The sequence below is a fragment of the Blautia sp. HCP3S3_H10_2 genome (assembly GCF_052122375.1).
Taxonomy (GTDB): Bacteria; Bacillota; Clostridia; order Lachnospirales; family Lachnospiraceae; genus Blautia_A.
The window spans coordinates 21,891-35,795 of the sequence record NZ_JBQKCL010000001.1 but is presented as its reverse complement, the minus strand read 5'-3'; the positions used below and the strand labels follow the sequence as shown (position 1 = coordinate 35,795).

The 13,905-nt window shown below is 39.6% G+C and carries 14 protein-coding genes and 1 tRNA gene; 2 read left to right on the top strand and 13 right to left on the bottom strand.

What is annotated here, in order from left to right:
* Positions 1 to 27: 27 nt before the first annotated feature.
* From ACTQWB_RS00220 to ACTQWB_RS00175, 10 genes are all read right to left on the bottom strand, one after another.
* Complete coding sequence (locus ACTQWB_RS00220; protein WP_441499811.1) at positions 28 to 1,419, bottom strand: DUF4179 domain-containing protein; 1,392 nt, start codon at positions 1,417 to 1,419, stop codon at positions 28 to 30.
* A complete protein-coding gene (locus tag ACTQWB_RS00215; protein ID WP_441499810.1) occupies positions 1,416 to 1,973 on the bottom strand; it encodes an RNA polymerase sigma factor in 558 nt (185 codons plus the stop codon). The genes ACTQWB_RS00220 and ACTQWB_RS00215 overlap by 4 nt, the downstream gene beginning before the upstream one ends.
* Positions 1,974 to 2,263: 290 nt before the next feature.
* Positions 2,264 to 2,337, bottom strand: a tRNA-Arg gene (locus ACTQWB_RS00210).
* 188 nt (positions 2,338 to 2,525) lie between these two features.
* Positions 2,526 to 2,972, bottom strand: coding sequence for a hypothetical protein (locus ACTQWB_RS00205; protein ID WP_441499809.1), 447 nt, complete (start codon positions 2,970 to 2,972; stop codon positions 2,526 to 2,528).
* A gap of 258 nt (positions 2,973 to 3,230) precedes the next feature.
* Positions 3,231 to 4,622: an aminopeptidase gene (locus tag ACTQWB_RS00200; protein ID WP_441499808.1), complete on the bottom strand. Its 1,392-nt coding sequence runs from the start codon at positions 4,620 to 4,622 to the stop codon at positions 3,231 to 3,233.
* Positions 4,623 to 4,754: 132 nt separating this feature from the next.
* Positions 4,755 to 6,494: an ABC-ATPase domain-containing protein gene (locus ACTQWB_RS00195; protein WP_441499807.1), complete on the bottom strand. Its 1,740-nt coding sequence runs from the start codon at positions 6,492 to 6,494 to the stop codon at positions 4,755 to 4,757.
* A 559-nt stretch (positions 6,495 to 7,053) separates the two neighbouring features.
* Positions 7,054 to 8,202: a tyrosine-type recombinase/integrase gene (locus tag ACTQWB_RS00190; protein WP_441054881.1), complete on the bottom strand. Its 1,149-nt coding sequence runs from the start codon at positions 8,200 to 8,202 to the stop codon at positions 7,054 to 7,056.
* A gap of 383 nt (positions 8,203 to 8,585) precedes the next feature.
* Positions 8,586 to 8,882 (bottom strand): hypothetical protein, encoded by a 297-nt coding sequence (locus ACTQWB_RS00185; protein ID WP_441499806.1) that lies wholly within the window; start codon positions 8,880 to 8,882, stop codon positions 8,586 to 8,588.
* The gene (locus ACTQWB_RS00180) at positions 8,869 to 9,219 is read right to left on the bottom strand and encodes a hypothetical protein (protein ID WP_441499805.1); all 351 of its coding nucleotides are present in this window, start codon (positions 9,217 to 9,219) and stop codon (positions 8,869 to 8,871) included. Before ACTQWB_RS00180 ends, ACTQWB_RS00185 begins: the two co-directional genes overlap by 14 nt.
* Positions 9,220 to 9,448: 229 nt before the next feature.
* Entirely contained in the window at positions 9,449 to 9,772 is a 324-nt protein-coding gene (locus ACTQWB_RS00175; RefSeq protein WP_118048735.1) for a hypothetical protein, read from the bottom strand.
* Between the two features lie 296 nt (positions 9,773 to 10,068).
* Between ACTQWB_RS00175 and ACTQWB_RS00170 the strand changes: the two genes are divergently transcribed.
* On the top strand, positions 10,069 to 10,284 hold the full coding sequence (locus tag ACTQWB_RS00170; protein ID WP_055066188.1) for a helix-turn-helix domain-containing protein: 216 nt from the start codon (positions 10,069 to 10,071) through the stop codon (positions 10,282 to 10,284).
* 4 nt (positions 10,285 to 10,288) lie between these two features.
* Positions 10,289 to 11,632: a hypothetical protein gene (locus tag ACTQWB_RS00165; protein WP_055066187.1), complete on the top strand. Its 1,344-nt coding sequence runs from the start codon at positions 10,289 to 10,291 to the stop codon at positions 11,630 to 11,632.
* 332 nt (positions 11,633 to 11,964) lie between these two features.
* On the opposite strand, the gene ACTQWB_RS00160 is transcribed toward ACTQWB_RS00165, so the two are convergent.
* The 3 genes from ACTQWB_RS00160 to ACTQWB_RS00150 all read right to left on the bottom strand — a co-directional run bounded on the left by ACTQWB_RS00160 (position 11,965) and on the right by ACTQWB_RS00150 (position 13,829).
* Complete coding sequence (locus ACTQWB_RS00160; protein ID WP_118048732.1) at positions 11,965 to 12,636, bottom strand: Rha family transcriptional regulator; 672 nt, start codon at positions 12,634 to 12,636, stop codon at positions 11,965 to 11,967.
* 340 nt (positions 12,637 to 12,976) lie between these two features.
* Positions 12,977 to 13,261: a hypothetical protein gene (locus ACTQWB_RS00155; RefSeq protein ID WP_441499804.1), complete on the bottom strand. Its 285-nt coding sequence runs from the start codon at positions 13,259 to 13,261 to the stop codon at positions 12,977 to 12,979.
* Between the two features lie 196 nt (positions 13,262 to 13,457).
* Positions 13,458 to 13,829 (bottom strand): hypothetical protein, encoded by a 372-nt coding sequence (locus ACTQWB_RS00150; RefSeq protein WP_441499803.1) that lies wholly within the window; start codon positions 13,827 to 13,829, stop codon positions 13,458 to 13,460.
* Between the last annotated feature and the right edge of the window lie 76 nt (positions 13,830 to 13,905).

Sequence of the window (13,905 nt, the reverse complement as noted above, 5' to 3'; positions counted from 1 at the left end):
AAAACTGATACAGCCTGGATATTTAAATTATTTGATCTGGATTTTTATTCTATTTCCAACAGGAATCCAGCCATCATCTGCCAAAGCGGCTTCCTCACCAACCTTTTCTGAGCTGTCTTTCACATTATATGTGCTTTCTTCTGTACCATAAAACTCATCTTCCTCTGCTACATCCGCATTTTCATTCTCATCTATATCATCTTTAATCATCACTGCAGTAGAGCCTGTTGCACCTCCGATAATTTGATTTTCAAGATTCTCATCTGTATCGGAAATATTTCCATCATCCTTATAATCTTCCTGAACCTCTTCCACTTCAGCAGTCGTTTCACCCACTTCTACATAGGCATCACCGTCCCAGACAGAATCTGTAGTTGCTGTATATGGTTCCCGAATGTAGAGCTGTAATTCCATGTACTCACTATCCATATCTGGAATTAAAAGTGTAGGCTCATCCGAATCATTCCAGTACATTCCCCAAAAATCTGTTTTAAAAATCCACTGGTGCGCTTCACTCTCCGTACCTGCGTTCAATTCATATCGCAACAGATTTCCTTTACTATCCGTTCCAAGCAATTCCAAATCATACTTCCCATACAATTCATCTGGAATTTCTGCAGTAATACTGCTTTGCAGCTTATTCATGGAAAAATCAGTTAATTTTACAGTTCCTTCTCTGGTTTCAATAGAAATATTCTCCAGTTTCTTGTGAATCGTCTGTTTCATAAGCTCTGCATGTGAAACCTGAAAATCGAACTGGAAAGTGGCAACTGGATTTCGGCCAAAATCCTCTTCATTATAAGCACAAAGCACAAGATGTATCTTTGGACTTTCACCAAGCTCCACAGAATTTTGAAAACGGGATTCCAGCACTTCATCATATGCATTTTCATTCCTCCCATTCTCCATGAGTTCATTCATCGAATAAGGAAGGTAGGTTCCACTTCCATACTCCTCAATTTTTTGACCATTTATTGTGGAATTCTGATAATCAATCCCAAAGTCCATATTAGTAAAAGATATTTTGCTGGCAGCATCCATTTCTTTTTGCTCTTCCAACTCTGCTTTTTCAGCGTGTATCTTTACCAGTAAAAGGCCATCATCCACTACCACCTCTTTTAAAGTTGCCGTAATTCCATTATCTGTTTTCGAAGTATCCAACACTTCCGTGTAGGATTCAATTCCCTTCGAGAAGCCAAGAGTTTCTCCTATTGACAATGTAAGATTTTTTATTGCTGCCTGCACATGGGGATTGGAAAAGATCGCAGAACCTAATGTAACAATCACACAGGCCGCTGCTACTCTACTCCAGAACCGAGGTGTCCAGATTTCTTTTTCCTTCTTCCACTCCCCTTCTGCCTCTCTGATATATTTTGAATCAATATTTCCAAATTCTTTTGAAAAATCAAACTTTTTCATAGGCTGCCTCCTTCTCTTTCTAACATTTTCAACAGCTTCTTCCTGTTTCGATACAGATTCATTTTCACGCTTCCTGCCGACATATGATGTCTCTTGGAAATGGAAGCAATGGAATCCAGAAACCAATACCTTCTCACAAAAATATCCCTTTCTTCCGCTTTCATTTTCCCGAGAAAATCATTGATAACTTCCAGCAATTCTTTTTCTGCCAGCTGGTCCTCCACTGTATAAGTGATATTCAGCTGATCCATCTCGCCCAAAACATCTGCCATATGAATATCCGGGCGCTTACCTGCAAATCGCTTCCGCAGACGGTCAATGCAGTGATTTCTCGTTATCCTCCCACAAAAATGTGATAAAACAGGCGGCTTGGACGGAGGAATTTGTGACCATACTGAAAACCATGTATCATTCAGACATTCCTCACTATCCTCTCTGTTCGCAAGTAAATTCCAGGCAATCTTGTAGCAATAGGGATGATATTTCGCACTTAATTCTTTAATGGCATTTTCATCTCTCGTCAAAAACAAATTTATAATTTCATCGTCTTTCATTTACAGGTTATCCTCCCGTTTTCTATATAATAAGGTGCCTTTTTGAAAGGAGATATTTGGGTACCATTTTTTCTCAGTAACATGAGCTCCTTCATAATATATATCGTAAAAATAAAAGGATGGTAACACAAAAATATAAGAAAATTTCTTACCATACAGAACTTTCTTATTGTGCGAATGCACATCATCGGCACGAAATGCCTTTCATGCAATAGAGATTTTCAACGGAATTTTATATTGCACAAAAAAAACGGAACCACTGATTTCTCAATGATTCCGCTTCTCAGTTACGTGTGTTAGAGGATTCGAACCCCCGGCCTTTTGGTCCGTAGCCAAACGCTCTATCCAGCTGAGCTAAACACACATTTATTATTTGTAAGGTCTTACGTTTTCGCTTGTCCCTCACAACAATGGATATTCTACACGATACTCATCGTTTTGTCAACACCTTTTTCAAATTTTTTTAAAATATTTTTTTGTAGATATTTTTTGCACGATTCATACGATTTCAAGGACTTCTCCATTACATCATTTATACAATTCGATTCTTATCTACAGCTTGCTCTTCTTCGCCTGCCAGTTCAGCAGCGCACCCACCATATAAATAGCCGGGAACATCAGCATACGGATCACAGATGCCAGGTCGAATTCTCCGAATTTTATTGTGACAAGAACTTCTGCGATTACTTCAATAATAAGAAGTCCTCCCATTCCCACACAAATTCCTGCATTTTCCACATTGCCAGCCTGTTTCACCCCTACAACACCTGCTGCCAGATAGATGATTCCTGCCACCAGGACCATCACATTACTTGCCACCATCTGACTGTATGTCATACTGTTCTGTTTCAGATATTCTATAACTGTACTGTCACTGCTGCCCTTCATAACCAGGGAAATAGTGTTTCCACTTCCAAATGCCAGCAACACACCAAGAAACAGGAGAAGCATTCCCCCAACCTTCAGGATTGTTTCTCCTGGCGCCTGTTTTTTCAACATATTCTTTTACTCCTCATCTAATATCATTTGATAGAATTTTCTTCAATAAACACAAGCATCAAAAAGGTTCTTTTCTCTATCCTTTTAGATAAAATTTCGGGCAGACATATAAAGTCTGCCCGCCAATTTATAGATACCTCTAATACTACGTCACAATTCACACATTTGAATTTTATTACTGTTGCAAAATTATCGCCATTGCGCATCACCACGTTTATCCAAACAAACAGTGCTTTCACAGCCTGTCTGCATACTCAGTTACGCATCCAGAAGAAATGCCTTATAAGCCTTTTTCGCCTCATAAACATCAGCCTTGCTGGTAACTTCCCACGGTGCATGCATGCTGAGAACGGAAACACCGCTGTCGATTACTTCCATGCCGTAAAGTGCTGCGATAAAAGCGATGGTTCCACCGCCGCCAACATCAACCTTACCAAGCTCTGCTGTCTGGAAGCATACCTTATGGTCATCAAAAATCCTGCGTACTCTTGCCACATACTCTGCATTGGCATCGTTAGAACCGGATTTTCCACGGGCACCAGTGAACTTATTGAGAACAATACCTCTTCCAAGATATGCGGAATTCTTTTTCTCAAAAGCATCTGCAAATGCCGGATCATAGCCCGCGCTTACGTCAGAGGAAAGCATGCTGGAATTTTTCAAAGTCTTTCTCAGTCTCAGGTCAGAATACTGTCCCATTGCGTCCAGAACCTCTGCTACGCTGTTCTCAAAGAAGCGTGACTGCATTCCAGTTGCTCCAACGCTTCCGATTTCTTCCTTATCAACAAGAAGACAGCAGCTTGTACGCTTCGGTGCTTCCATCTCGAGAAGAGCCAGAAGGGAAGTATATGCACATACTCTGTCGTCCTGTCCATAACCAGCGATCATGCTGCGGTCAAGACCACAGTCACGTGCTTTACCAGCCGGTACGATTTCAAGCTCTGCGGAAAGGAAATCTTCCTCTTCCACACCGTATTTCTCATTCAGAATCCGAAGAACGTTCTCTTTCACAGCCTCTTTCTTCTTATCATCCGGAAGATCTTTCAGCGGCTGGCTTCCGATAAGAATGTCAAGCTTCTCACCCTCAACTGCTTCGGATGCCTTCTTCGCCATCTGCTGTCCTGCAAGATGAATCAGAAGATCTGTGATATACAGCACCGGATCGTCCTCATCCTCGCCGATCGTTACATCCACAACAGTTCCATCCTTCTTCACAATAACACCGTGCATTGCCATCGGAAGGGCAACCCACTGATATTTCTTAACACCGCCATAATAATGTGTGTCAAGATAAGCCAGATCGGTATCCTCATATAAAGGATTCTGCTTGATATCCAGTCTTGGGGAATCGATATGCGCACAGAGAATGTTCATTCCCTCAGCCAGATCGTCCTCTCCAATATGATACAGGGCAATAATCTTCTTCATACCCACTTCGTACACTTTATCTCCTGCTTTGAGAGCTTCTCCATTTTTCACCTTTTCTTCCAGGGAAACATATCCAGCTTCCTCAGCTTCTTTCACAATCTGTGTGATACACTCACGCTCTGTCTTTCCTACATTTAAGAAATGACGGTATTTCTTAGCCACATTTTCCAGATCCTGCATATCTGCATCTGAATATGTGAGCCATGCGTTTGGACGTTCCATAATCTATATCCACCTTTCTCTTATTATCATTTAACACAGGGAAAATAGTCCCGGTGTTTTCCTCATCCGAACTTCATTATAACGTATAACCAGGTAAAAAGCTACCGACAAATATGGTTTCCTGCACAAATTTTATGGTCTCCTGTACCGGTTAAAACATGCATAAATTTCCTGTTTCCGGGGCATTGCATAACCGCAGGAAATATATCCATCTGAAAGAAATGACAGCCCCTCTTTTTCCAGTTTGTCGCAAAGCAGTTCCACAATTTCCGCTAATGTACGCTTCCCATCGATCAGTTTTTCCACTGCATATTTCAGCAATACTCCCAATGTCTGTGTCTGCTCACTGTCGATCAGCTGCTCGATATATCGCAGATCCACATCCTGCTTTCCAATGGAAAAACCATCTCTTCCATGGACTTTTACCTTCAGTCGCTCCGACCGCTCCGGCTTATCCTGGGGTTTAAAATGACCGTAATAATCTTTTTTCGGGCCTTTTACAGGTGCATTTTTTGACATAATCCGATAGCTCTTCGGTGTCTTAAATTCAGCTGCTTTATTCTCGTTTAAAGGATAATCCATACAAAGCTCCCTTGCTTTCCTGGTGATATCTACAGGACTGTAATTGTCCATCTGAATCACAGTATCTGCAATATGGAAAAATGCACCGGAGCTTCCTGCTACCAGTATGGTAGAAATCCCAGCCTTCTCATACAGATCTCTGGCACGTTCCAGAAATGGAGTGATTGGCTCCTTTTCCCGGCTGATCACACGCTGCATAAAGGCATCCCGCACCATGAAATTCGTAGCAGAAGTATCTTCATCCAGCAGGAAAACATGACTGCCACTTTCCATTCCTTCCACAATTCCTGCTGCCTGTGAAGTACTTCCACTGGCGTCCTCCGTGGAAAAGCAGCTGGTATTTTTCTTATTCGGAAGGTCATTTATAAAGAGAGAAATATCCACATCTTTTACAAATCTGCCATCCTCAGAACGCAGTTTCTGGGCAGTAGAATCTGTAATCACGTACTCTCTTCCATCCCCCTGAATATGATTATATACACCAAGCTCTAAAGCATTCAGCAGTGTAGACTTTCCATGATAACCGCCACCTACGATCAGAGTAATCCCTTTCGGAATTCCCATTCCTGTAATTTTTCCCTTATGCGGCAGTTCCATGGTTACCCGAAGACTATCCGGCGACATAAATGCCACGCAGTTTTTCATCGGTCTGGAGGAAATTCCGCTTTCTCTTGGCAGAATTGCTCCGTCATTTACAAACGCCACCAGAGAGCGTTTCTTTAATTCATCCCGGATATAAGCCTGATCCTCTGCCAGAAAAATAGTATTTTCCAGATCTTTTCCACTTAAATTCCGGAAAATAAAAGCTTTTTCCACACATACAGGCAGAAATTCGAAGAAAATCTTCTCCAGCTCGCCAGCATTTATGGTTCGTCCATTTGCCGGAAATCCAACGAAGAACCGCGCCGTAATTCCCTTATCTGTAATCTCACAGGCAGTTCTTTCCAGCACCTCCTGCCCGCATCTGGTCACAGAAATCAGACCGCTTTTTCCCGAGCCTTTTGCCCGGAAGGTATAGCGGTTCACCTGCTGCTCAAACTGGCGGGTAAGATAGTCTGCCAATGTAATTCTGGTCAGTTTATCCTTATAATATGCGGTTGGAAAACCAGCTTCTTTGTGGGAAATTTTCACGCTGATATGGGATGGGGATGCAAATGGATCGCCCTGCACGTGATCAATTGATAAAATATATTTCTTAAACTGATATGCCCCTTTCAGGGATTTATAGGCAGGATAGCTCTTCCGGTTGATAGAACGAAGCATGTCCTGCAGCTGATCTGCTGACTGCATAGATACCTCCAATACTTTATATAATAAATCTTCTTCCAATATACTTCGTATTTCATCACTGTGACTCTAAACGGTCACTATTCTTACTATAAAGACTCTTCACAGTCTTGTCCAGACAATTCTTTCCTATTCTCCCATTTAGAATATGTTACTGTTCACGACCTTCACAGCAACACGCTTCGCGATGCACAGAAATCATGCTTCTACATGATTTCGCGCCTGCTTTCCATGCAACATTCCCATAATACTCAAAACTCAAATTAAATATTTCTACACAACGTAAAACCACCGCCCAGTCGGCGTTCTTGCCAACAGACGGTGGTTTATTTATACATTTTTAGGGAAAGGAAAGAGTTTTTCTTAAGAGTTCTTTCTCTTAAGATGTATATATCTTACCGCATAATTGTGAAAAGCATTTGTCTAAATTCTAATAATTTTATAAAATTTATTAAAAAACAGCAAAGAATATTGAATTAACGGCATCTTTCTGACTCTGTTTTCTGCTTTACCCCACTTTTTACCCCAATAAACTATTTTAATCAAAAAAATGAGGCAGCAGTTATAAAACTGCTACCCCCGTAAATGCATTTTCGATTTGCTTCATTTCCTGTTGTTTTGTATCTGGAAGAACATGAGAATAAAGATCGGCAGTCATTGCAAGGCTGTTATGTCCTAGTATATTCTTTAATGTCTGCATATTGCCCCCTTCCTCAATATACCTTGTTGCGAATGTGTCTCTAAATGCATGATGCGTGAAACGCTCAATTATAATCCCCTGCTGCCGAAGCCGTTTCAATACATTGTCTATAGAATATCCCACTGTAGCAGATGCAATCGCCCTGGTCCCGTTTGCGCCAATAAAAACATTGCTATCCAGCTTTCTGGCGAATATTTCCCCATGCACCATAGCAATCTTTTCTTTTTGCTTCTGCAATACCTGTTTAATCGTCTCATTCATTGGAATGTCCCGTTTGCTGGTCTTTGATTTCGGGGTTGTTTCCATGACTCCCCCTCCGGCTTTCCATGAGATTGTTTTGGTTACATGAATCACGTTGTTCACGTAATCTATATCTGACCACCTCAATGCGGTGATCTCGTTAATTCTCATGCCAGTACATAAAGAAAAATAAAAGAACTCATACAACCATTCAGATTGTGCCTCCTGCATAAATGCTTTCTGTTCTTCCCTTGTTAATGCTCTATGTATTGTTTCGCTTGCTTTCGGTCTATCATCTGTTCTCAATGGTTTTACTGATATTGCAGGATTCTTTCCAATTATTTCATCATCAACGGCAGCGGTTAATACGGACTTTAAAACAATGATAATAGCATTTACCGTTGTCGCACTCAGTCCTTTTGATAAATCCTGTTGGAGCTTCACGATTTCGCGTTTTTCAATCTTCTGGATCTTCTTTCTTCCAAGTACTGGTTTGATGTGATTTTCATATTTTGATCGGACCATCTTATTAGTACTGTCCTTTACAATACCCTGTCTGGATTTCTCCCACTCATTAAAATATGTGTCCAAAGTTACATTCTTATTATTGTTATACAATCCGGCTTTTATCATTTCACGAATTGAAGTTTCGCTCTCTGTGCATTCCTTTATAGTATGCCCGTAAGCACTGTACCTCTTTCCCTCTACAGTAAAACGCTTTTCAAATAAGCCATTTTCCTTTTTGCGCATTCCTGATGGGATTCTTGCCATGGTATCACCTTTCTTTCTATGGTAATAGGGCAGCAGTTGCCGCCCCTGATTGTCTTATTTAATTCCCAGAAAGCTACAAACAAATCTGAAAATTGTATATGTTTGGTCATGATCTGCTTTCTCTAACATCTCTATAAGTTTCTTTTTATAGTCCATATTTTAATATCCTCTGTTTTTTAATACTCTGGCAATGAATCTATAGAAGAATTCAAGCAGACTGTCATCATTTACCTTCTGTAATATCTCAATAGTTTCTTTCTTGTAATCCATATTAGTACCCCCACTGTCTCTTAAATGAGACAATTACGTTATATAAAAATTTCAGAAATTTCTCGCTCTGGATTTCATTCAGAAAATTTGCAATTTCTTTTTTATAATCCATGTTATGCCTCCGCCACTTTTACATTGTCCTTTATTCGCTTTACCATCAGATAATTAGCAAGGTTATGTACTCGCTTAAGGTCTTCCAGATCATTCAGCATTAAAGCATCTGTAATCAGCCAGAAACGCTCCTGATCTTCCTCTGATAATTCCATAAAAGCTTCATTACCGGAACAAGCTATCCGAAAGAGCTCTGCCAGCTCATAGGTGTGCTGCAATGATCTTCTATTTTTGTTGGCCTGGACAACGTCCACGATTGCCTTTCTGCAAGGAATCTGGGTTAAATTACATTTCTCCATTGTTTTCTGCCTCCTGTTCCTTTTTAATCTGCTGGTTATAACATCCTCTAACAAATCCAAAAGCTAAATCTAATAGTTCTACATCATCCATCCTTAACACCATACTAATAATATCTGACTGCCTGGACAATGCTCGAACCTGCTCACGACACATATTCCAACTTTCTTCCCAGTCTTTCGCTTCTTCCTTTGCCTCTTCCAGCTGTTTTTTGAGATCTGCAATAATCTCAGTTGCCATAACCACACCTACACCGTCTGCTTCTTCTGACGGAACACTTGCAATCTGCATCACTTCTGCTTCTTTCTGTGTCTTCATTGCTTTCTCTTTTTTACTCATTCTTCATTCTCCTCTCTCTAACTCACGAATACTGTCACATACCTTTGCGGATATAAACCCACCAAAGAAAATCATAAGAACGTCCATTACTGATATCATTCTGTCCATTCCTTTCTTTTGTTGTCTGAGGGGAATGAGTATGTTATAATACGCACAGCCCCTCAATTTTGATCGTTTGTCGGGTTGCTTTGCCTTTATCAGAGTTACCGCTCTGGTAAGGGCTTTTTTATTAAATTGCTTCTACCTGAGACTTTCCAAAGAAACTGGCTTTGTATGTTGCCCCGTCTCCTCTGCTTCCCCAGATAAGAGAACATCCGAATAATGCTGATGCTCCATGCTTTACCTTATAACCAAGCTCTTTCCACTTAGCAAAGGTATTGGTTTCCTCTGTGATTCCTGCTGCATGTTTCGCATCTTCGATTCTCTTTGCATTGATTTCTTCTGCTTTTGCAGATAACCATGCTCTGTGAAGTGCTTCTGCAAAGCTGATATTCTTTGTCTTGCGGTAAACTTTCCATGCTTTCAACATGATCTTGCTGAGATTGTACTTCATATTGCTGTCCTCCTTTGCTTTTCAAGGTCTCTCAGCCCTTCAAGCATCTTCCTGGCTATTGATATGCCCTATTGCGATTCTCACAGGTATATGGCTTGAAGTATTGGGGGCTTTCGGCTCTCCCAGCTGTTGTCTATTCCCTTGAACTGATTATAGTATAAACATTTTTGTTTATAATGTCAATAGTTTTGTTTAAATAGTTTTATTTCTTTTTTCCACTTTAATGTTGTCTTTTTAAATATTATCGTTTATAATTTATTTATATATCAAACATCAAATATTAGAGGTGAATTATTATGGCAGTTTCAGAACAAGTCAAAATATTATGTGTCAAACTCGGTATAAGCGTATCTGAACTTGCTCGCTTATATGGTTCAAGTCCTCAAGCATTTAACCAAAAATTAAAGCGAGAGGGATTTACTCCAGCAGAACTCAAAAAAGTAGCAGAAGCAGCAGGATGTATCTATCAAAGTTCGTTTATTCTTCCTAACGGGGATAAAGTAACCGATTAATAACATGAAATACTCTCATACTCAAATTATAAAAACTAATTTCCCATTATGGGGCATTCCGCATACTGATCCTATTTACATTCTGGTCCCGTCTTCTATAGTAAATTCCGGAAAATCAGTCGATTACTATAACAATTCTGTTAATTTTTCAGAGATAGATAAAGATATTAGGCGCGGATTATACCAAATAGTAGCACCTATTCCTGATACAAATACCAAACAAATTTTCGAATCGTATATATTAGGATTAAAGAGTCTTCTTGAAAATTGCAATTATCAAGTTTTTAACGTTTGGGACTATGGATTGTTATATATTATTGAAAATACATTAATCCTTTATATTTCTATAAATATTGAATTTACTAATTCACTTGTTGTTGAAGAAATATTCGATGCTGGACATTATGATTTCGGAATAAAAAAATACACTCGCACAATTCCCTTGTGTTCTTACTGGGGATTTAATGGTATTTTGGGCTATTCAAATCCATATCACATAAGTAAGTATGAACTAATTAACGCTGCGTTTCCTAATCTACAAATAAATGATTTATACAACAAATGGGAGGGAATTCCGTATTCTTATGCACTATTCGATCTTAAAGAAGAGCCTTATCATGGGATTGCAATTTGTCATACCAATGCGAAACAAACTTTAAAAAAAATATATGACATTGGTTCAGATCTCTTGTTTGCCTGCGTTACATGTTCTAACCCAAAACACTTCAATACCTGGGCAGGATTAAAATATTTATTTACTTTTAATTCCGATATGCATACTGTTTTAACTGGTCGTTTGAATGGTACTTTTGATATTTCATGGAGAAAGAAAAATTTAGGAAATGGAAAACTCGGTATCGAAGAAAAAGGAATGTCATTTTGCTGGCTCACTGCATATATGAAATCTTATAATGATGTAGAATTATTAAAATCCATTGAAAAGGGAATGTATGCAGATATTGATTTATATGAATATTCAATTCCAGAAAATAAATGGAAATCAGAGCAACTTATGTTTCAATTAATAACCCAAATGTTTCCTAAAAAACCTGTTTACTATCAATATCGTGCCGATTTCTTAAAACAAGGAAACAGTCAATTGAGTTATGACGTTTTTATACCAAGTCTTCATCTAGCTTTTGAATATCAGGGGAAGCAACATTTTGAACCTATTGATTTTTTCGGTGGAAAAGATGGCTTTGAAAAACAACAATGGCGCGACAAGCAGAAACTCAAACTCAGCATTGAAAATCATATAACTCTTGTATACATCAATTATTGGGATGACTTAAACGTTCAATTAATACAGCAACGAATCAAAGAAGCCCAGCGTAGAAATCAAATATAGTATATTTATCCAGGCAGCCAGTAGAGCGGCTGTGGTTCCCTGATCCTGAGCCTTGACAGGAGGGAATGCTTATGAGCGATTATGAGATTTTTATGATAATCCTGACGACAGCCAGCTTAATTGTATCTATCCTTACATACACACATAAGAAATAGCCGCCCTGCTCTCTGGTAAAGAATAGGCGGCTACGTCTTAAACATATATCTTGCCAGGACGGGGAATCTTGACTTCCCTTACTGGCTGTCTTGATAAATATATTATATGCCAGCTTCCGGGATTTGTCAATTTCCCGCTACAAATCACCCATATCTCTTACTATCCCTATTTTCTTCTTATACCGCTTCGAGGTATGCCAAATCTTTCACCGCTTCAAGTCGTTTCTTACAATCTCTGTATATTTCCTGATAATGTTTTCCCTGCATAATTCCCAGATCAACCTCATGCAAAATGATATTTTCCATTAAAGACAAGTTATTAAGCTGCATCACCGTAGCTTCGTCCCTTTTATTGATTCCTGCCATTTTATTTGCCAGTCTGGTATAAGTCATATAAAGCATTTCTGCATGGCTGCTTCCCTGTCCCTTTGCATACTCAACAAGTTTCTGAATCGTATCCGTTTCTGCTTTTCGAGTAAGCTTTCCTGCTTTTCGGGTTTCAATCCACATTTGAGTAGATTTCTCACGGATAAAGTTCTCCATCTGATTAAATGCCCGGATATACTGTAATTTCCATTCAAGAGCTTCTTTCCCGGTAAAACCCATTACCAACAACGAAAAGCCATCTCTCGTCATTAAAAACATAGGATATCGTTTTCCACGATTCTCGTAAGTTGATTCAAAGAAAAATTTCGCTCCACCATTTTGGACGCCTCTTTTTCCTATCAACTCTCCATACATTCTTCTTATTTCGGCTATCAGCTTGTCATGCCTCTTCCCAAACTTCTCGGCCACCTGCAAACTATCACACACTGCTTCATCGTTCTTTAAATACACAAGTTCGTTCATACTGCACGCCTTTCTTTAGCTATATCCAAAAATACCATCTTATTCCATCAATTTATTAATTTCTCGCCTGTTCCTCGCCTGTTCGAGCAAATATATCGATGTTAATCGACAGTTCAAGCACTCCCGGTTCTTGCCGCCTTTTTGTCGCTCTTCAGCGGCTTCATTCTCAACAACGCTCCTTAAAATAGTGAAAAACTTCTTGAACCGTAGGTTCGGCAGCAGGATTTTTATTAACTACCAGCATCACCGCTTCTACTGTTTTATCGGCTCATTTAGCCTTTTTATCTGCTCTCCCTTACAACTTTACCTCAAACACTCTACAATCGTTTCTCGCCCTGTTTTATCCTTGTGTTGCTGTATTTTCAGACCTATTCTGCCTCAGTCGTTCTCCCATCTGCTGCCGCTGTTCCTCTGTATACTGCCTTGGCGGAGAAATCCGAAGCCAGGATACCAGAACATGAGCACAAATGCTTCCGTCCTCGTTATCTGCAATGATCTGGCAATCTTCCGGGTGCTTCTCTGCCAGCTTGCGGATTACAGACTTATACCGACCCTGTGAGAATGATAAGGTTGCTCTGGTATCGTTGGTCATAAATTCAATTACATTTTCGTTACAGCCATCCATAAAAATCTCCTTTTCGTTTTGTTCGATAATATTTACAGTCTTATTTTTCGGGGTTCGCTCAGGCTTCGTTCTAACGCATTTTACTCTTTTAGGGTCTCCGAAATCTCCGAATATTTTCGCGCGCGTTATCGTGTTACAAAATTCCTTTGCGTGCGTAATCGCGTCCACGAATCCCCATACTCCCGACATTTTTTGTCTAAAAATCCATCAATTTGTAATCATCTTTAATATCATCAGGCAATCCCTTAAAAAGGAAATTCTGAGGCATTCTTCTTAATGCTCCAATAATTTCAAATCGCTGTTCACTCTCCAACATGGCTTTTATTTCCGGATACTCTTCAACATTCTTTGTATACCATGACTTCTGTTGTGGCGGAGAATACCGGGGATCATCACGGACAAACAGGAACAACCATTCTATACACAGGCTCATTGTAAATTGAACATGTATTCCGCATTCATAGTAATACTGAGCTATTGCAAGTGCGTCAAGAAGTGTGGTTGTTATTTTTTCTTCTTTCTGATAATGTCCTTCCGGGAAATATTCAACCCTGCATTCATTCTTCATAAAGCTCCATGGAGCAATGGACACAAACGGAGCATGATCTGCCTGAACCGCCATTACCATCTGAGCTCTTTGGTAT